The following is an 18,463-nucleotide window of genomic DNA, read 5'->3' on the forward strand; positions in this document are numbered from 1 at the left end:
CTACGAACGCAAGGCCGACCACTTTCTGGCCTTCACCAGCATCGCCTGCACCCTCATCTGCTACCGCAGACTCACCAAATGAGATGACTTCTTAGGGCGCTGGAGCGAGTGGAGGCGGCTGGAGGTGCCGGAGTCCTCCTCGAAGGCGATCGGGTCCTCGATGCCGGCCTCGTCCAGGACGAGGTTCTGGCGGTCGGTCGACTGCTGGTCGGTCGACACCCGCTTGTAGACCAGATTGGCCACGCTCTTCCTCGCTTCTGTCGGCGCATCGGACCTCGGGTGTCATCAAACCCTGTCGTCAGCCTCCATCGGATCCCATCGGATCCGAGTCGCTCGGAGGCCCCGGAATATCCGGGTTCATTGGACGCCCGCTGCGCCAGTCGTCATTCGATCGTTTGCCGACAGCCGCAAGCTGGCCAGCAAGCAGCATGGGGAGATCGAGGATCGGGGCGTGAGCCCCCACTGACTGCGGAGCCGGGCCGATGAGTGGCCGCCGCCGTGGGGCCCTGGTCCTCGCCGACGGCCCCGGGTTTACGCCTACCGGAGATACTGCCGCCCTCCACTATTCGGTGGTACCGTATAGTGGTACTCGGTATCACGCAGTACCGACAGGGCTGAGGAGCACCGGCGATGGACGACCTGACGGAGATGTTGAAGGGCACGCTCGAAGGGTGCGTGCTCGAAATCATCGGCAGCGAGGAAACCTACGGGTACGCCATCACCCGCCAGCTGAACGAGCTCGGCTTCGCCGACGTCATCGAGGGGACGGTGTACACCATCTTGCTGCGGCTGGAGAGGAACGGGCTCGTCCAGGTGACGAAACGACCATCCGGGGTCGGTCCGCCGCGCAAGTTCTACGCGCTCAACGACGCCGGACGCGGGGAACTCGCGAAGTTCTGGGCGAAATGGCAGTACCTCTCATCACGCATCGACAGACTCAAGGAGGGCGGGAGATGAACTTCTGGGAGAAGGTCACAGGCAGCGATCTCACCAGGGAATGGAAGGCGTTCGAAGCTCGGGCCGAGGCCCTGCCAGACGATTACCGGGCGGCGTGGGGACAGATCATCGCCCACCTCTTCCCCTACGGGGACTTCACCGGCCGCAACCTGATGCCGATCCTCGACGCCGCTCTGGGGCTGCTCGAAGGAGCAGCGGCGGACGGGCAGAGCGTCCACGAGGTGCTCGGCGAGGACATCCAAGGCTTCTGCACCGCGCTTGCCGGTGGAACAGGGGCTCGAACCTACCGCGACCGGTGGCGCGAGCAGTTGAACAGGAACGTCGCAAGGAAATTGAGCCGGCTGGGAGGCTGACGTGAGCGTCCAAGACATCATCGAGGGCAAGAAACAGTGGCGGGCGCACGTGGCTCGGGTCAAGGCTCTCCCGCCGGACTACCAGATCGTCTACAAGGAGATGCAGAGGTACCTGTTCAAGGTCGGACCGATCAGCCTGTCCGACGGGCCCCTGCTCCCCGGGATCGTCGACTTCTTCGAGGAGGGCGTCGCCGCAGGCAAGGGCGTCCTGGAACTCATCGGCACCGACGTCGCCGCGTTCTGCGACGACCTGGTCAAGGACTCCCCTACCTACGCGGATGTCTACCAGGCATCCATCAGCGCGGAACCCGGCTCGGACGAGAAGTGACGCCCGCCGCCCCACCGGCCCCAGGCCTGTAGCGGAGCAGGTTCATGCGTTCTCCACGGCGGATCGGGCAGGCTCGCTGTCCGCGGCGCGGGGCCGCGGAACGGTTGCCGCGGTGAGGTTGAGGCGGGTGCCCATGTCGAGGTTCACGTCACCGTAGGGCCGGACGTGGGACCAGAACAGCGGGGTCAGGCCGCGCCGGTCGGCGGGGGTGAGGAGGTCCGCCCACTCCGGTTCGCCGAGGATGTCCTGGAGCATCAGGGTGTTCACGTAGACCAGGGCGGACTGAAGGATGCGCAGGCACAGGACGAACATCTCCTGTTCGTCGCGCCGGTTCGAGGCGATCTCTCCGCCCTTGCCGTAGGCGATCACGCTGTTGGCGCCGTTGGAGGACTCCATGACGTTCAGGCCCTCCTCGATCTCCCGCTGAAGGTCACGAAGCCGCAGGTAGCGGGCCACGAAGATGGTCTTCTGGGCGCGGCCGACCTCCAGCATGGCCGCGTAGGTAGGGTGGGAGGCATTGCGGGTGAAGCGGTGCAGGATCGCCTCCGTGGACGCGGTCCGCGTACGGATGGCGGTCGCGTACTTGATCATCTGGTCGTACTGCTGAGTGATGAGTTCCCAGCGGATCGGGCGAGTCATCGCCGGGGTGAGCTGCGGGTAGGCGTCCGGGTCGCCGGCCGTCGGCCGGTATAGCTTCACCTTGTTGATCCGCTTGATACGCGGCAGGAGGTCGAAGTTCAGCAGCCTCGTGATGCCGAACCCGATCTCCGACTGGCCATGCGAATCCGTGTAGTTGGCCTCGACGTCCATGGTGGTGCCGTGCCGCATCGCGCCCTCGACCATCGCGGCGACCTCGGAGGCGGTGCAGTTGATCAGCTGGGAGTGGATGGCCAGCGACTTCTTCTCCACGTGCCAGTAGATGAGCACCCCGCGGCCGCCGTAGCGCGAGTGCCACTCGGTGAACAGGTTCTGGTCGTAGGCGCGCACGTGGGTGGAGTCCGAGGCGACCGCGGTCGAGCCCTGGCCCCACAACTCGGTGCTGCGGGCGGCGAAGGTGGCGTTCGCTATCTGGATGGCGATGGCGCGGGCGGCCTCCGCCGACAGGTAGCGGCGGCGGACGTAGCGCAGCTCGTCCTCGGTGTGGCCGTGGCCGCCGGAAGCGACCGCTTTGATCCCCGTGTTCGTGCCGTAGGCGTAGATGACCAGGAGCAGGCGCTCGGCCAGGACCTCCGCCGAGAGGGAGCCGCCGCCGGAGACGGAGGTGACCGCGTCCAGGCAGCCGGTGCGCAGGACGGCCTCTTTGAGCATGTCGATGAGCGGCACGATGCCCCACCGGCGCTGTACCTCGCCCTTGATCCTGCGCAGGTTGCGCGGCTCGGGCTGGGCCTCAGCCGGGGTCAGCCGGATCGCCCCGGACTTCCGCTCGGCGATGTCCAGCCAGCTCAAGCGCGGCATCCCATCGTTCAGCAGCGTCAGCTCGGTGGTCATCTGGTCGCGCAGCTCGTCGACGAAGTCGGCCGCGTCCAGCGGTTTGCGCAGCTCGCGGTAGTTCTCCTCGCGCCGCTCGGCGAAGTCCTGGGGCAGGTCCTCATCGGGGTTGCGCCACTTGTCGGCGTCGACCACCCAGATCTCTTTGCACTTGAGCTGGTCGCGCAGGGCCTGGAAGGCGACGACCTCGTAGACCATGCGCACCACCCGGCGTCGGCCGCGCTTGTCGGTGCGGTGCACGACTTCCGCCCAGTCCCCGCCCATCGCCTTGTGCACGGGCACGGTCTCGCCCAGCGGGTAGTACGTGGTGTTGCCCGCCGCCGCGTACCGGGCCACCAGCGCCAACGCCTCGATCACCGGCCGGTGGGTGTGGTTGGACGAACGGAACTCCAGCACGTCCAGCAGCCTGATCAGCCCGCGCCGGTAGTGGTTGGTGTACGACGCCTTCAACGTGGTCTGCACCGTGCGCCGGTAGACCGGACCGCGAGTCTTGAACTCGTGCACCAGCTCCCGCAGCGTCTGCTCGCCCCCGGAGACCGCCGGGTAGACGACCTCGCGGACCGTGCCCTCCGGCTCGCCGATCGACGCCTCGGCGAGCTTGAAGAGGATGTTCTCCTTGCCCGACACCTTCTTGAACGCGTTGACCAGCTGCTCGGTGACCTTCTTCTCCGCCCGCGCCCCGATCCGGTGCACCGTGGAGATCAGCAGCTCCACCAGCGTGTCCGTGATCTCCCGTTCCCGCTCGTGCAGCAGCGCGGCCAGCAGCGTCACCCGCAGCGGCAGCGGATGCGTGCGCAGATGGGAGGGGGATTCCACCGCGGCCCGTGCCCGCCACCCGGCCACCACCTTCGGCGCGATGTCGGCGAACAGGTCCGCCGGCAGGCCGATCGCCCTCACCGCGAGCAGTTTGTCGATCTCGGTGAGCATCGTTTCCAGGCTCACATTGCCCGGAGCCTCCTTGATCTTTCCCAGGACCGGCGGACCGTCCTCGCCCTCACCGGCCCCGGCTTCACCGGGTACGGCGTCGTCCTCCTGGTCGGCGCCGGCGACCAGGGCGACGAGCCGCTCCGTGCTCTCCACCGTGATCCGGGCCGAGATCCTCGCCGTCAGCGTCTCCTCGGCCACCCGCAGCGCGGCGCCCACGATCCGGTCGCATCGCCCCGGAGCCGGCGGCTCGATGCTCTCCGTGCGGCAGCGGGCCAGCAGCTCCACCCGTACCTGCTCCGGCCGCCGCTCCTTGCACGCGACGTGCTCGGCGAGCCAGCCGGCCAGCTTGTCCGCGTCCGCGACACTGCACTCGCGAAACCCCAGGTGGCCGCGGATCTGCGCGCCGTGGTACTCGACCGTCCGGCCGCTCCACTCGTACGCGTCCAGCTCGGCGGTGGGCACCTGTACCTGCCGGGCGACGAACTCGACCGCCTCGCCCGGCAATTCGAACCGGCCTCGGGGAAACCGGCCGTACTGCGTATAGAACTTCAGCAGCACGGCGAAGCCCAGTCGCGTTGCACCGCGCTTGCCGGACACGAGCCCCTGCTCGTCCTTCAGCAGTGTCCAGTGCTCGACCAGGTCGTCCAGGTCCAAAGAGGTACGGGCCACGGTCGTCGATCGTCCTCTCGGGGCCTCACCCCGCGCAGCTGTACGACCCCGGACTCACCCACACGGGTGACACCCGCGCAAGATCACCGCCGTTTGCGGCTGGTGACAGCGTTCTTACCGGCACCCCGTGTACGGAGGATCCGCGTGTACGAGAGGGTCCGTCAGTCCGCGGTGTCCTCGCGGCGTACCGACAGCAGATCCTCCAACTGCTCCTCGCGCGCCTGCGCCGCCACGAACAGCAGCTCGTCGCCGGCCTCCAGCGTCTCCTCCGGATGGGGCGTCAGCACCCGCGTCCCCCGGATGATCGTCACCAGCGAGGTGTCCTCCGGCCAGCTCACCGAACCGACCTGGGTCCCGGTCACCGCGGACTCCGGCGGCAGGGTCAGCTCGACCAGGTTGGCGTCGCCATGGCTGAAACGCAGCAGCCGTACGAGATCGCCGACGCTCACCGCCTCCTCCACCAGCGCCGACATCAGCCGCGGCGTCGAGACCGCGACGTCCACGCCCCACGCCTCGTTGAACAGCCACTCGTTCTTGGGGTTGTTGACCCGGGCGACCACCCGCGGCACCCCGTACTCCGTCTTGGCGAGCAGCGACACGACCAGATTGACCTTGTCGTCACCGGTCGCGGCGATCACCACGTTGCAGCGCTGGAGCGCCGCCTCGTCCAGCGAGGTGATCTCGCAGGCGTCCGCCAGCAGCCACTCGGCGAGCGGCACCCGCTCCACCGAGATGGCGGTGGGCGCCTTGTCGATCAGCAGCACCTCGTGCCCGTTCTCCAGCAGCTCCGCCGCGATGGAACGGCCCACCGCGCCTGCCCCGGCAATCGCGACGCGCATCAGTTCCCGCCTCCGTCCGGGCCCTCGGCGAATGCCGCCTCGACCTTCCCTATGTCGTCCGTACGCATCATCACGTGGACGAGATCGCCCTCCTGGAGCACCGTCTGCGACGTCGGCAGCATCGCTTCGCCCAACCGGGTGAGGAACGCCACGCGGACGCCCGTCTCCTCCTGGAGCGTGCTGATCTTGTGGCCGATCCAGCTCTCCGACGTATGGACCTCGGCGAGCTGCACCCCACCGCTCGGGTCACGCCACAACGGCTCCGCGCCGGACGGCAGCAGACGGCGCATCATCTGGTCGGCGGTCCAGCGGACCGTGGCCACGGTGGGGATCCCGAGCCGCTGGTAGACCTCGGCGCGGCGCGGGTCGTAGATACGGGCCGCGACGTTCTCGATGCCGAACATCTCGCGCGCCACCCGGGCGGCGATGATGTTGGAGTTGTCACCGCTGCTCACCGCGGCGAACGCGCCGGCCTCCTCGATGCCCGCCTCGCGCAGGGTGTCCTGGTCGAAGCCGACACCGCTGACGCGGCGGCCGCCGAAGCCGGAGCCGAGCCGGCGGAACGCCGTGGGGTCCTGGTCGACGACGGCGACCGTGTGCCCTTGCTGCTCCAGGGTCTGCGCCAGTGCGGCGCCCACCCGGCCGCAGCCCATGATGACGATATGCACGGCGTTACACCACACTCCCCGCAGGCCATCTGACCTGCGTAAATGTCCTGCTCATGTCTCTCTTTCGGCTCGCCGGGCTACACGGGGGCCGGTTCACGGTCCGCCGGGCACCATCATGCCGGTGGTCCCCGGCACGCTCCCCTCCCGGGGATCGCGGCGGCGCCCGTCGTTGCCCGGGTCCAACGTATCGGTAAGGACCGACAGGCCGACGCCGGGCCGGTGCTCGGCGCGGGCGGCGGAGCCGTGCGGGTGGGGGCCACCGTACGGCGCCCGGCGGTCGCGGGACGCCGTACGGCCCGGCCGCCCGGGAGCGGCCGGTGCGCCACCCGGAGCGCCGCGCGACGGATGGGGGTGGTGCCCGCACACGTCACTGTTCGAACGCATACGATCCCTTCGTGTCCAAACTGACCGACGTGCCCAAACGCATCCTCATCGGGCGGGCGCTGCGCAGCGACAGGCTGGGGGAGACCCTTCTCCCCAAGCGCATCGCCCTGCCCGTCTTCGCCTCCGACCCGCTGTCCTCGGTGGCGTACGCGCCCGGAGAAGTGCTCCTGGTCCTCTCCATCGCGGGGGTGTCGGCGTACCACTTCAGCCCGTGGATCGCCCTGGCCGTCGTCGTCCTGATGTTCACGGTCGTGGCCTCGTACCGGCAGAACGTGCACGCGTACCCGAGCGGTGGCGGCGACTACGAGGTCGCCACCACCAACCTCGGCCCCAAAGCCGGCCTCACCGTCGCGAGCGCCCTGCTCGTCGACTACGTGCTGACCGTCGCCGTGTCGATCTCCTCCGGCATCGAGAACCTCGGCTCCGCGATCCCGTTCGTCGTCGAGCACAAGGTCCTGTGCGCCATCGCGGTCATCGTGCTGCTCACCCTGATGAACCTGCGCGGCGTACGCGAGTCGGGCAAGCTCTTCGCGATCCCCACCTACGTCTTCGTCGGCGGCGTCTTCATCATGATCGCCTGGGGCGCCTTCCGCGGGCTCGTCCTCGGCGAGTCCATGCGGGCCCCCACCGCCGACTACCAGATCAAGCCCGAGCACCAGGGGCTCGCCGGGTTCGCGCTCGTCTTCCTGCTGCTGCGGGCCTTCTCCTCCGGCTGCGCCGCGCTGACCGGCGTCGAGGCCATCAGCAACGGCGTCCCCGCCTTCCGCAAGCCCAAGAGCAGGAACGCGGCGACCACGCTCGCCCTGATGGGCGGCCTCGCCGTCACCATGTTCTGCGGCATCATCGGGCTGGCCATGGCCACCGACGTGAAGATGGCGGAGAACCCGGCCACCGACCTGATCCGCGGCGGAGTCCCGGTCGGCTCCGGCTACGTACAGAACCCGGTGATCTCCCAGGTCGCCGCCGCCGTCTTCGGCAGCGGGACGTTCTTCTTCGTCCTCCTCGCCGCCGCCACCGCGCTCGTCCTCTTCCTGGCCGCGAACACCGCGTACAACGGCTTCCCGCTGCTCGGCTCGATCCTCGCCCAGGACCGCTACCTGCCGCGCCAGCTCCACACCCGGGGCGACCGGCTCGCCTTCTCCAACGGCATCGTGCTGCTGGCCGGGGCCGCCGCACTCCTCGTCGGGGTGTACGGGGCCGACTCGACCCGGCTGATCCAGCTCTACATCGTCGGGGTGTTCGTCTCCTTCACGCTCAGCCAGACCGGCATGGTCCGGCACTGGAACCGCCATCTGCGCACCGAGCGGAACACCGCCAAGCGCCGCCACATGGTGCGCTCCCGGGCGATCAACACCTTCGGCGCCTTCTTCACCGGACTGGTGCTGATCGTCGTCCTCGCCACCAAGTTCACCCACGGCGCCTGGGTCGCCCTGCTCGGGATGGTGATCTTCTACGGCACGATGACCGCGATCCGCCGGCACTACGACCGGGTGGCCGCGGAGATCGCCGCCTCCGAGGACTCGGCCGCCGACACGGTACGGCCCTCGCGCGTCCACTCCATCGTGCTCGTCTCCAAGCTTCACAAGCCGACACTGCGCGCCCTCGGCTACGCCAAGCTGATGCGCTCGGACACCCTGGAGGCGCTGTCGATCAACGTCGACGCGGCGGAGACGAAGGCGCTCAAGGACGAGTGGGAGCGGCGCGGCATCAACGTACCGCTGAAGATCCTCGACTCCCCGTACCGGGAGATCACCCGGCCGGTCATCGAGTACGTACGCGGACTGCGCGGCGAGAACCCGCGCGACGCGATCAGCATCTACATCCCGGAGTACGTCGTCGGGCGCTGGTACGAGCACCTGCTGCACAACCAGAGCGCCCTGCGGCTCAAGGGACGGCTGCTCTTCACACCGGGCGTGATGGTCACCTCGGTGCCGTACCAACTCGAATCCTCGGAGCTGGCGAAGCAGCGGGCCAAGCGGCGCGGGGTGTACAACGCGCCGGGCGCGGTCCGCCGCGGTCCGGTCGACGCGCGGCCGAAGGACCACGGTACGGGGGAGTGACGGGTCGGCGCCGGACGGACACGGGGGCCGGGCCCGGCACGTAGACTGGTGGGCTGTCGTCCGGTCGGCCGGCCCGTACCCCTTGATCTTTTGGAGCCACCCCGTCATGAGCACAGAACCGCAGGCTTCGCTGATCGGGGAGGAGTACGAGGTCGAGGTGGGCCCCGTCGCCCATGGCGGCCACTGCATCGCCCGTACCGACGAGGGCCGGGTGCTCTTCGTACGGCACGCGCTGCCCGGCGAGCGGATCCGCGCCCGGGTGACGGAGGGCGAGGCGGACTCGCGCTACCTGCGCGCCGACGCCGTGGAGATCCTCGACGCCTCCAAGGACCGGGTCGAGGCCCCCTGCCGTTTCGCGGGCCCCGGCCGGTGCGGCGGCTGCGACTGGCAGCACGCCAAGCCCGGCGCGCAGCGCCGCTTCAAGGGCGAGGTCATCGCGGAGCAGCTTCAGCGGCTCGCCGGACTCACCCCGGAGGAGGCGGGCTGGGACGGCACGGTCATGCCCGCGCCCGGCGACAAGCTCCCGGCGGGCGAGGTGCCGGCGTGGCGCTCGCGCGTGCAGTACGCGGTCGACGAGAAGGGCCGCGCGGGGCTGCGCAAGCACCGCTCGCACGACGTGGAACCGGTCGACCACTGCCTGATCGCCACGGAGGGTGTCAGCGAACTGGGCATCGAACGCCGGGAATGGCCGCAGATCGCCACGGTCGAGGCCATCGCCGCCTCGGGCTCCGGCGACCGCCAGGTCGTCCTCACCCCGCGCGAGGGCGGCCGGCTCCCGCTGGTCGAACTGGACAAACCCGTCTCCGTCCTGCGGGTCGAGGAACACGACGGCGGGGTGCACCGCGTCCACGGCCGCGCCTTTGTCCGCGAGCGCGCCGACGGGCGTACGTACCGCGTCGGCATGGGCGGCTTCTGGCAGGTCCACCCCCAGGCGCCGCAGCTGCTGGTGGAGGCCGTGATGCAGGGCCTGATGCCAAGGAAGGGCGAGACCGCGCTCGACCTGTACTGCGGGGTCGGCCTCTTCGCCGGGGCGATCGCGGAACGCGTCGGCGAGAGCGGCGCGGTCCTCGGCATCGAGTCCGGCAAACGCGCGGTCGAGGACGCCCGCCACAACCTGAAGGACCTCCCGAGGGTCCGCGTCGAACAGGGCAAGGTCGACCAGGTCCTCCCGCGCACCCGCATCACGGAAACGGACCTGATCGTGCTGGACCCGCCCCGCGCGGGCGCCGGCAAGCAGACGGTCACACACCTCACCACCCTGGGCGCGCGCCGCATCGCATACGTCGCCTGCGACCCGGCGGCGCTCGCGCGGGACCTGGCGTACTTCCGGGAGGGCGGCTACAGGCCGCGGACGCTGCGGGCGTTCGACCTGTTTCCGATGACGCATCATGTGGAGTGCGTCGCGATCCTTGAGCCGGTCGGAAAGGGTTCCTGACCTGCGGTTTTGTGCGTGCGCATTATGTGCGGTGTGGGTGTTACGGGCGATATCCTGACGCTGAAATGACGCTCTCCGAGGCAGACCGTTCGCCTTGCGCGTGGCGTCGTCGTGCGCGTAGGAGATGAAACACGTACGGGGGACTGCCCCAGGGCCTCTCGGCGGGGCCGGCCGAAGTCGGTGGTTCCGCTGCGGCGCGGCTCTGCCTGGGTGCGGAGAGAGCCAAGGTGAAAGAGACCGGCTGCTGGGTCGGCCGGTAGTCCAACGCCCTGGCCGAAGGGACGGCATAGCGCGCCGGGAACTTGACCCGCTGCTTCACACGGCCCTTCGGCACCGCCAGTACGGCCCGGGCGGAGCGCGCGCCCTGGGTGACTCCGCCCGAAGGGGAACTGTGCTGCCACCGGATCGCGCTGTGACCGATACCGAAGACGTTGATGACGTCCGTGGTATCGGGAAGATGGGCGACGGCCGAGGACGCGAAGTCCGTGGGGACCCATGCCAAGTAGTGATTGAGCACGTACGACGTCGCTACCCGTGGCGACGACGCGGTACGAGGCAGCGCGTCGACGACAGAGGCCGAACCAGCCGTGTCGGAAGCGAAGTCCACCCCGACCTCGAACCAGGTCAGCGGGGGAAGCCCCGGCTTCAGCGCCAGCTCGTAGTTGATCCTGATCAGATAGGTGTCCCAGTCTTCGTACATGTCCGCCGGGGTACTGATGGCGTCCTCTGCCACATCCGGAGGGACACCGCCCCGATCCGGACGCCGTCCGGGGCGGTGTCGATCTGGCGGCCGCCCTCGTCGACGAGGGTGAGTCGACTGCGATCGTGTTCTCCGAGCTCATACGCACCTTCCAAGTCGCTGATGAGGTGAGGACACGGTAGGCCCGGCTGTGCAACAAGAGCGCCGGTGCCGTGGCGGCCCCCGTCTCCGACACGAAGTTGGCCGGCAGGAAAAAATCCATTGTGAGTTGAACGGTCGGTTTGGTATTGGAGGCGTTCGTTCTCTTTCGGTGTAGGCGACCTCACGTGCTCCCGCCACTGTGGGAGCCGTGGGGGATGACAACGTGGAAGCGGCTGGAAAGACCGCTCTGATCTGCGGGTATACCGATCGGATGGTGGAGCGGTCCGTAGTCGATCAGGGTCCGAGACCGTTTTGAAGAGGTCACGCGAAATGGACAAGCATGGTCAAAATCTAAAACGTATGTTCAAATAGATGCCGCCAAAGGACAACGGGGGGACTCCTGATCCAGCGCGCTGGCGCAACTGGATCCGGTGTCCGGCGGAGGGGATATTCGTCGTGGATTTACACCGTTCTCATCGAACGCACGAGATCGTCTGGAGCGGGGTCGCTGACGACTTCGTCACCGAGTACAGCCGAAGGATGCTGATGTCGCTGCCGCGCCGCGACCAGCGGGAGAACGGCGAACTGTACATCTCCGGGCTGCTGTCGCTCACCAGCCGCAAGTCGATGCGCTCGATTGCGTCGATGGCCGGAGGTGGCGCCGCCGAGCAGCGGCTGCACCACTTCATCAGCAAGTCGCCGTGGGACTGGGTCCCGGTGCGCAGGGCGCTGGCCGCGGACCTCGACCGGACACTCGACCCGCTGGTGTGGGTGGTGAAGCCGGTGGTGGTCCTCAAGGCGGGCGAACACACCGTCGGAGTGACCGAATCGTTCGTTCCACAACTCGGGCGCATCGTCAACAGTCAGCGCTCGTACGGCGTCTGGATGGCCAACGACCAGCACAGCGCACCGGTCAACTCGCGGCTGAGGCTGTCCGGGAAGTGGCTCGCCCATGGCGAGCGCAGGCGGCGCGGAGAGATCCCGGAGCGGGTCGGCGCCGACGACGACGGCGTCCCGTCCGCGGCGGCTGCCGTGCTCGAACTGACACGGGGATGGGGGCTGAGATCCCGACCGGTGGTCGTGGAGGCCCGAGAGGAGGACGCGGGGGCGCTGGTGCGGCATCTGTCGGCGGCGAAGGTCCCCTTCGTACTGCGGATCGGTGGTGCCACGCGGCTGATCCCGTGGAGCGCGGTGCGGGAGGGCCGGGCGATCAGGTTGATGACGGCACAGCACCTCGCCGAGGGGGCGGACCTCGGCGGACGTCCGGTCCAATGGATGGGCCGCACCAGTCCGGACCGGTCAGCCCTGGTCACCAGCACCGCCGTCGTGCTGTCGCCCGGCTCGGGCACCCCGATGCTGAGGCTGGTCGGCGCACAGCGCGCCGGGGAGCGCAGGGCGCGGGAACTGTGGTTGTCGAACATGACCGAGGTGCCGTCCGCGCTCGTCGTGCGCCTGGGCCGCCTCAGCGAACGTGTCGACCAGGACTTCGCCGAGATCGGCACCAAGGTCGGCGCGATGGACTTCGAGGGCCGGACCTTCGGGGGCTGGCACCGGCACACCACCCTCAGCGCTGTGGCGCACGCCATCGTGTCCCTGTCCGCAGTACGCGACCAGGCGGTCGAGCTGCCGAGCGGCGACCACTTGCAGTTCGCCTGACGGAACCGACACAGCCCCGCCGGGGCCAGGTGTGACATGGAGAGGAGCCCAGCCGTCGTGGACGGGGTGGAAGGTACGGCCGGCGCCGTGGACGCGGACGTGGTGATCGTGGGGGGCGGTCCGGTCGGCATGCTGCTGGCCGGCGAACTGACTCTGCACGGAGTCCGTACGACCGTGGTGGAGAAGGAGCCGGAGCCCTCGGGCGAGTCGAAGGCGGGGACCCTGCACGCCAGAACCGCGCAGACACTGCACCGGCGCGGGTTGCTGGAGGCCGTGCAGCCGGGCCGGTACGTGGCCGGACGGGCCCCGCAGCGGCACGTGCCGTTCCACTTCGGCGGCCTGCCGCACCTCGACCTGGCCCCGGTGGTCGAGGAGTTCCCCGCGATGGTCGGCAGTCCGCAGAGCTACGCGGAAGCGGTCTTCGCCCGGCGCGCCGTCCGGCTGGGCGGGCGGGTGGTGCGGGGCGCCGAGGTGACCGACGTGCGGGAGAGCGGCCGGCAGGTGGAGGTGACGTACCGTCAAGCGGTGGGCGGCGAGCGTTCCTTACGGGCGAGCTGGGTCGTGGGGTGCGACGGGGCCCGCAGCGTGGTGCGGCAGAAGGCCGGCATCGCGTTCACCGGCACGCTGCCGACGATCTCCTGCCTGATGGGGAACGTGCGGCTGGCCGATCCCCACGACGTGCCGAGCGGCTGGCACCGCACCCCGCGCGGTTGGACCATCTTCTGGGTCAACCCCGCGGGTCACAGCCGCGTCGGCACGTACGACTTCCGCGGCCCGCACCCGGACCGGAAGTCCCCGGTCACCTTCGAGGAGTTCAGGTCGGAGGTCGAGCGGATCACCGGCCGACCCGTCGAGATGGACGCGCCACGTCACCTCTCCCGGTTCAGCGACGCCGCGTTGCAAGCGGAGCGCTACCGAGCCGGACGCGTCCTGCTGGCCGGGGACAGCGCGCATGTGCACTTCCCCGCAGGCGGCCAGGGGCTCAACACCGGCCTCCAGGACGCCGTCAACCTGGGATGGAAACTGGCCGCCTGCGTACGGGGGCACGCGCCGACCGGACTGCTCGACACGTACCACACGGAACGGCATCCCGTCGCCGCACGGGTGCTGGAGAACGTCCGTGCCCAGGTGGCGCTGATGCACCCCGGCCCGTCCACCGACGCCCTGCGTCGGCTGGTCGCCGATCTCATGAGCGTGGACGAGGTCAACGCGTACCTGGCAGGCATGGTCAGCGGCTCGGACATCGTCCATGACGTCGGGCGCCCCGCGGACGCGCTGGCGGGACGCTTCATCCCGGAGACCCGGCTGAAGACAGCCGGCGGCACGACCAGCCTCGCGGTGCTGCTGCACCCTGGGCGACCGGTGCTGCTCGACCTGGCGGACCGCGCCGATGTACGGCGGGCCGCCGCGGGCTGGGCCGGGCGGGTGGACCTCGTGACGGCCCGCGCGGAAGAGGAACTGCCCGCGGACGCGATCCTGTTGCGCCCCGACGGCTACGCGGCCTGGAGCGCGCCGGTCGGTGGGTCCGGTGTCGACGGACTGCACGCGGCGCTGCGGCTCTGGTTCGGTGAACCGGCCGAAGGGACGGAAGCGGCGGGCCCCCGAGGCGGTGAAGGGCCGCCCGGCTGACGGGCCGCACCGGCGGCGCGAGCCGCCCCCCGACGACTGCTGTCCGTGAGGATCGCAGGGGGCCCCGCGGCGAGCGGTCAGTCCAGCGCGGCCAGCGCGAGGCGGGCGGCGGCCCGCAGCCGCTCGGCCTCCGGCGAGGCCCGCGCGATCACCCGTACGCCCTGCATCACCACGAGCAGGAAGTGGGCGATCTCGTGCGGGTCCTTGTCGGCGGCCAGCTCGCCCTGGGCCTGGGCACGCAGCAGGGAGGAGACCAGAGCTGTCTGCACGACGCTCCAGCTCACCTCCACCTGGCGGGCGACCTCGGGATCGCGCGGGGACAGCTCCACGGCCGCGTTCACCACCAGACAGCCCCGGCGGTTCGGGTCGGTCAGGGCCTCGGTGACCCAGCTCTGCACGAAGGCGCGTACGGCCGGCAGAGCGGGTCCCGGCTGGGCGAGCGCCGTGACGAAGCCCGCCTCGCTGCCCCGCAGATACCGCCGCATGGCGGCCAGGTACAGGTCGTGCTTGCTGCCGAAGGTGCCGTACATACTGGCCCGGCCGATGCCGAGGTGCTCGACGAGGTCGGCCATCGAGGTCGCCTCGTAGCCCCGCTCCCAGAACAGGTCCATCGCGCGCTGCAGCACCACGTCGGGATCGAATTCCTTGGTTCTGGCCATACCTGGAGGCTAGCAACAAACAGACCGACCAATCCAGAATTGCTCCCCACGTGTGCTGAGAGCGGACTTACGGGCGCATCCGAGTTCTGGAGCGGGAGGGCGGGGCTCAGAGTCCCGGGAGCTGGACGGACTGCCCGTGCCGAAAGAAGTCGGTGGGGTCCCAGGTGGCCTTCACACGCTGCAGACGGGGATAGTTCTCGCCGTAGTAGAGCGCGGTCCACGGCACACCCGACCGGTTGCGGCGCGGGTCGTTCAGGTCGATGTCCGGGTAGTTGACGTAGCAGCCGTCGGTGGTGTCGTCGGACACCGGTACGCCGCCGGTCCGGGCGTACACCTCCTCGTAGATGTCGCGCAGCCAGGCGATGTTGGCGGCGTCCTCGTCGGCCGAGTGCCAGTACGTCTGGTACAGCAGCTTGTACGCCGAGTCACGGTGGACGGAGGCGGTGGCGGTCCGTGACACGGAGTTCACGGCCGCCCCGTAGGAGCTGAGCAGCACCATGGCGTTCGGGTTGGCGAAATCGGTCCGGGTCAGGTGCCGGTACATCGTGGCGATCTGCCGCTCAGGCAGGTTGCGGCGCAGGTAGGCCGACTTGTGGTCGCCGCGCAGCGTGGGGTCGACCAGGACCGAGTTGGTGACCCCCAGATAGCGCGTGGCCTGGAGCCAGGGCAGCCGCCGCGGGGTGGCGAACTCCGGCATCGGCCCGTGCTCGCCCATCGCGTTGGTCAGCGCGCCGTGGGGCACACCCACGCCGTCGGAGACGGCCCGCAGGAAGGCGTCCAGCAGTCCGCCCGCGTCCGGGAGCGTCGCGTCCAGCTGGGTCAGCAGGCCGATCTGGCCGTTGGACCGGTGGTTCAGGCTCAGGTTGGCGACCAGCCCGTCGTACGGGCCACCGGCCGCGGCGTGCGCCTCGTGCCAGGCACCGTAGTTGCGCACCAGGCGGGTGACGGCCTGCTGTGTCATCTCCTCCCAGGGCCAGGAGACCGCGCTGAGCAGTACCTCGGCCGGCGGCCTGGGCAGCAACGAGCCGGGCGCGGTGCCCGTCGTGCCCGGTGAGCGGAACCAGTACCGCGTCACCACACCGAAGTTGCCCCCGCCGCCGCCGGTATGAGCCCACCACAGCTCGCGGTGGGGATCGTCCGGTTCGCGCGTGGCGACCACCACGCGAGCCCGGCGCCGGGCATCCACGACGACCACCTCGACGGCGTACAGGTGGTCCACTATCAGGCCGTCCCGGCGGCAGAGCATGCCCCAGCCGCCGCCGCTGACGTGCCCGCCCACGCCGACCGAATAGCATACGCCGCCCGGGACAACGACTCCGTACGCCTTGTAGAGGCGCTCGTAGACGTCGGTGAGCGTGGCGCCGGCCTCGACCTCGAAGGCGCCGCGCCGCTCGTCGTAGCGCACCGCGGTCATCTCGGAGAGGTCGATGACCGTCTCGACGGCGTCGTTGAAGACGAAGTCCTCGTAGCAGTGGCCGCCGCCGCGCACGGTGAGCCGCCTGCCCGCGTCGACCGCCTGCTGGACCGCGTCGCGCACCCGCTCGGTGGAGGCGACCAGCCGCACGCTCTCCGGCCGGGCCGTCCAGCGCTGGTTCATGCCCCGCGTCAGGTCGGGATAGCGGGCGTCGCCGGGGCGCACGGAGGTGGCGGGGAACGGCGCCGCCCCCGTCGTCCCGGCCGCGTCCGCCGCCCCTGTCGTCCCGGCCGCGCCCCTCGTCGGCGGCGCGGTGGCGGGCGCCACGGCGGCGACGGCGGCGGACGCGGCCGGTACCGCGGCGCCCGCCAGGACGGCCGCGCCCGTCATCAGGCGTCGGCGCGACCAGCCGGCGGCCGAGGAGGCCCCGGCGCGGTCGTCGGGGGAAGGAGTGCTGGATGCCACCGTCACACCGCCTTGATCGACAGCGAGTGGGTGAAGAGGTTCTTCGGGTCCCACTGGGCCTTGACCGTCCGTAGCTGCCGGTAGCCGGACTTGAAGTACAGCTCGTGCCACGGGGTGCCGGAGGCGTTGTACCGCGCGTCCGCGAGGTCCGCGTCGGCGTAGTTGATGAAGCAGCCGTCGGTGTCGGCGTTGGAGGCGGGCACGCCGCCGGAGGCCGCGTACACGTCCTGGTAGAGGGAGCGGACCCAGTTCAGGTGGGTGGCGTCCTGGGCGGGGTCGGTCCAGAAGCTCACGTAGTGGAGCTTGAGGATCGAGTCGCGCTGCGGAACCGCCGTGTCCGCCGCCGGAACGGTGTTGGTCCTGCCGCCGTACGCCGTGATCATGACGAGCGAGGCGGGGTGGGTGTAGTCGGCGCGTGTCATGTGCTTCCAGAACGCCTTGAGGTTGGCGTCGGTGAACCCCCGCCGCATGTAAGCCGACTTGCCCTTGAAACGCGTGGTGGTGTCGGTCCCGGTGAAGCCGGGCCACTGGGTGACCGTGTGCAGCCAGGAGATCGTGCGGCGGTCGTCCACGCGGAATTCGACGCCGGTTCCCTCGTTGACGGCGGCCAAGTAGGAGTCGAGCAGTGCGGCGGCGTTCGGCACCGAAGCGTCGATCTGTGTCGTCATGGAGAACGAACCGGCCGACCTGTGCTGCGGCTTGAGCTGGCTGAAGAGCGTGGCGTACGGCGAGTCGGGCGAGCTGTTGGCCTCGTACCACTTGCCGAAGTTGCGCAGCAGGCGGGTGAACGCGGCCTCGGTCATATCGCTCCACGACCAGGTGACGTTCGAGACGATGACCTCGGACGGCGGCTTGGGCAACTGGTCGGCGGGGGCGGTGCCGGTGGCGTCGGGCGAGCGGAACAGGTAGCGGGTGACCACGCCGAAGTTGCCGCCGCCGCCACCGGTGTGCGCCCACCACAGGCCGCGGTTGGGGTCGTCGGCCTCCCGGGTGGCGACCACTTTCGACGCCTTGCCGGCGGAGTCGACGACGACCAGCTCCACGCCCCACAGGTGGTCGACGATGAGGCCGTGCCGCCGGGAGAGCGGGCCGTACCCGCCGCCGGCCACGTGGCCGCCGATCCCCACGGTCGGGCAACTGCCGCCGGGCAGGGTGACGCCCCACCGGTGGTGGAGGGTGCGGTACACATCGCCGAGGCGGGCGCCGGGCTCGACGGAGAACGCCCTGCGGGTCTCGTCGTACCCGATCGCGTTCAGGCCGGACAGGTCGATGACCGTGCGGACGCGGTCGTTGGTGACGAAGTCCTCGTAGCAGTGGCCGCCGCTGCGTACCGCGAAGCCCTTGCCGCCGCTGACGACCTGCTGGACGGCGGTGAGGACCTGGGCCGGTGTGCTCACCATCTGTACGTTGTCGGGGGTGCCCACCCAGCGCTGGTTGCTGCCCCAGGTCAGGTCGGGGTAGCGGCGGTCTCCGGGCCTGACCGTGACGACGGTGGATCCGGCCTCGTCGGCCGCGACCGCGGCGGTGGCCTTCGACGGCTCAGCGGCGGCCGCCGCCGGTGCGGCGGCTACGGCGGGCAGGACGGCCGTCGCGCCACCTGCCAGCACGACATCTCTGACGAACGCGCGACGGGAGTGGCCTTGCATGGTGACGTGCTCCTCTTTCAGGTTCCTGGCAGATCGGGTGGAGGG

The 18,463-nt window shown here is 69.8% G+C and carries 15 protein-coding genes; 7 read left to right on the forward strand and 8 right to left on the reverse strand.

What is annotated here, in order from left to right; genetic code table 11:
* Nucleotides 1-60: 60 nt before the first annotated feature.
* A complete protein-coding gene (locus tag ACIQ7D_RS33900) occupies nucleotides 61-243 on the reverse strand; it encodes a hypothetical protein (RefSeq protein ID WP_403944427.1) in 183 nt (60 codons plus the stop codon).
* Between the two features lie 387 nt (nucleotides 244-630).
* Here ACIQ7D_RS33900 and ACIQ7D_RS33905 point away from each other — a divergent pair, with 387 nt between their 5' ends.
* Genes ACIQ7D_RS33905 through ACIQ7D_RS33915 form a run of 3 tightly spaced genes read left to right on the forward strand, consistent with a single transcriptional unit; the run spans nucleotide 631 to nucleotide 1,638 of the window.
* Entirely contained in the window at nucleotides 631-957 is a 327-nt protein-coding gene (locus ACIQ7D_RS33905; RefSeq protein ID WP_403944430.1) for a PadR family transcriptional regulator, read from the forward strand.
* On the forward strand, nucleotides 954-1,310 hold the full coding sequence (locus ACIQ7D_RS33910) for a DUF1048 domain-containing protein (RefSeq protein WP_403944432.1): 357 nt from the start codon (nucleotides 954-956) through the stop codon (nucleotides 1,308-1,310). Before ACIQ7D_RS33905 ends, ACIQ7D_RS33910 begins: the two co-directional genes overlap by 4 nt.
* 1 nt (nucleotide 1,311) lies before the next feature.
* Nucleotides 1,312-1,638 carry a DUF1048 domain-containing protein gene (locus tag ACIQ7D_RS33915; RefSeq protein WP_403944435.1) on the forward strand — a complete coding sequence of 109 codons (327 nt, stop codon included), beginning with the start codon at nucleotides 1,312-1,314 and terminating at the stop codon, nucleotides 1,636-1,638.
* 42 nt (nucleotides 1,639-1,680) lie between these two features.
* On the opposite strand, the gene ACIQ7D_RS33920 is transcribed toward ACIQ7D_RS33915, so the two are convergent.
* From ACIQ7D_RS33920 to ACIQ7D_RS33930, 3 genes are all read right to left on the reverse strand, one after another.
* Nucleotides 1,681-4,722, reverse strand: a complete 3,042-nt coding sequence (locus tag ACIQ7D_RS33920) for a Tn3 family transposase (protein ID WP_403944436.1) — start codon at nucleotides 4,720-4,722, stop codon at nucleotides 1,681-1,683.
* A gap of 161 nt (nucleotides 4,723-4,883) precedes the next feature.
* Nucleotides 4,884-5,561 (reverse strand): potassium channel family protein, encoded by a 678-nt coding sequence (locus ACIQ7D_RS33925; RefSeq protein ID WP_384916897.1) that lies wholly within the window; start codon nucleotides 5,559-5,561, stop codon nucleotides 4,884-4,886.
* Nucleotides 5,561-6,229, reverse strand: a complete 669-nt coding sequence (locus ACIQ7D_RS33930) for a potassium channel family protein (protein ID WP_403944438.1) — start codon at nucleotides 6,227-6,229, stop codon at nucleotides 5,561-5,563. The genes ACIQ7D_RS33925 and ACIQ7D_RS33930 overlap by 1 nt, the downstream gene beginning before the upstream one ends.
* Before the next feature lie 395 nt (nucleotides 6,230-6,624).
* Here ACIQ7D_RS33930 and ACIQ7D_RS33935 point away from each other — a divergent pair, with 395 nt between their 5' ends.
* On the forward strand, nucleotides 6,625-8,673 hold the full coding sequence (locus tag ACIQ7D_RS33935) for an APC family permease (RefSeq protein ID WP_403944441.1): 2,049 nt from the start codon (nucleotides 6,625-6,627) through the stop codon (nucleotides 8,671-8,673).
* A 106-nt stretch (nucleotides 8,674-8,779) separates the two neighbouring features.
* Nucleotides 8,780-10,108 (forward strand): class I SAM-dependent RNA methyltransferase, encoded by a 1,329-nt coding sequence (locus ACIQ7D_RS33940; RefSeq protein WP_403944443.1) that lies wholly within the window; start codon nucleotides 8,780-8,782, stop codon nucleotides 10,106-10,108.
* Nucleotides 10,109-10,148: 40 nt separating this feature from the next.
* Here the strand turns inward: ACIQ7D_RS33940 and ACIQ7D_RS33945 are convergent, their stop codons facing one another.
* Entirely contained in the window at nucleotides 10,149-10,808 is a 660-nt protein-coding gene (locus tag ACIQ7D_RS33945; RefSeq protein ID WP_403944445.1) for a hypothetical protein, read from the reverse strand.
* 687 nt (nucleotides 10,809-11,495) lie between these two features.
* Between ACIQ7D_RS33945 and ACIQ7D_RS33950 the strand changes: the two genes are divergently transcribed.
* Nucleotides 11,496-12,605, forward strand: coding sequence for an IS701 family transposase (locus tag ACIQ7D_RS33950; protein ID WP_403944447.1), 1,110 nt, complete (start codon nucleotides 11,496-11,498; stop codon nucleotides 12,603-12,605).
* Between the two features lie 36 nt (nucleotides 12,606-12,641).
* Nucleotides 12,642-14,234: an FAD-dependent monooxygenase gene (locus ACIQ7D_RS33955; protein ID WP_403944449.1), complete on the forward strand. Its 1,593-nt coding sequence runs from the start codon at nucleotides 12,642-12,644 to the stop codon at nucleotides 14,232-14,234.
* A gap of 77 nt (nucleotides 14,235-14,311) precedes the next feature.
* On the opposite strand, the gene ACIQ7D_RS33960 is transcribed toward ACIQ7D_RS33955, so the two are convergent.
* From ACIQ7D_RS33960 to ACIQ7D_RS33970, 3 genes are all read right to left on the reverse strand, one after another.
* Entirely contained in the window at nucleotides 14,312-14,893 is a 582-nt protein-coding gene (locus ACIQ7D_RS33960) for a TetR/AcrR family transcriptional regulator (protein WP_403944452.1), read from the reverse strand.
* Between the two features lie 106 nt (nucleotides 14,894-14,999).
* Nucleotides 15,000-16,697 (reverse strand): FAD-binding oxidoreductase, encoded by a 1,698-nt coding sequence (locus ACIQ7D_RS33965; protein ID WP_403944519.1) that lies wholly within the window; start codon nucleotides 16,695-16,697, stop codon nucleotides 15,000-15,002.
* A gap of 77 nt (nucleotides 16,698-16,774) precedes the next feature.
* The gene (locus ACIQ7D_RS33970) at nucleotides 16,775-18,418 is read right to left on the reverse strand and encodes an FAD-binding oxidoreductase (RefSeq protein ID WP_403944453.1); all 1,644 of its coding nucleotides are present in this window, start codon (nucleotides 18,416-18,418) and stop codon (nucleotides 16,775-16,777) included.
* Between the last annotated feature and the right edge of the window lie 45 nt (nucleotides 18,419-18,463).

The organism is Streptomyces sp. NPDC096310, from assembly GCF_044763125.1.
GTDB lineage: Bacteria > Actinomycetota > Actinomycetes > Streptomycetales > Streptomycetaceae > Streptomyces.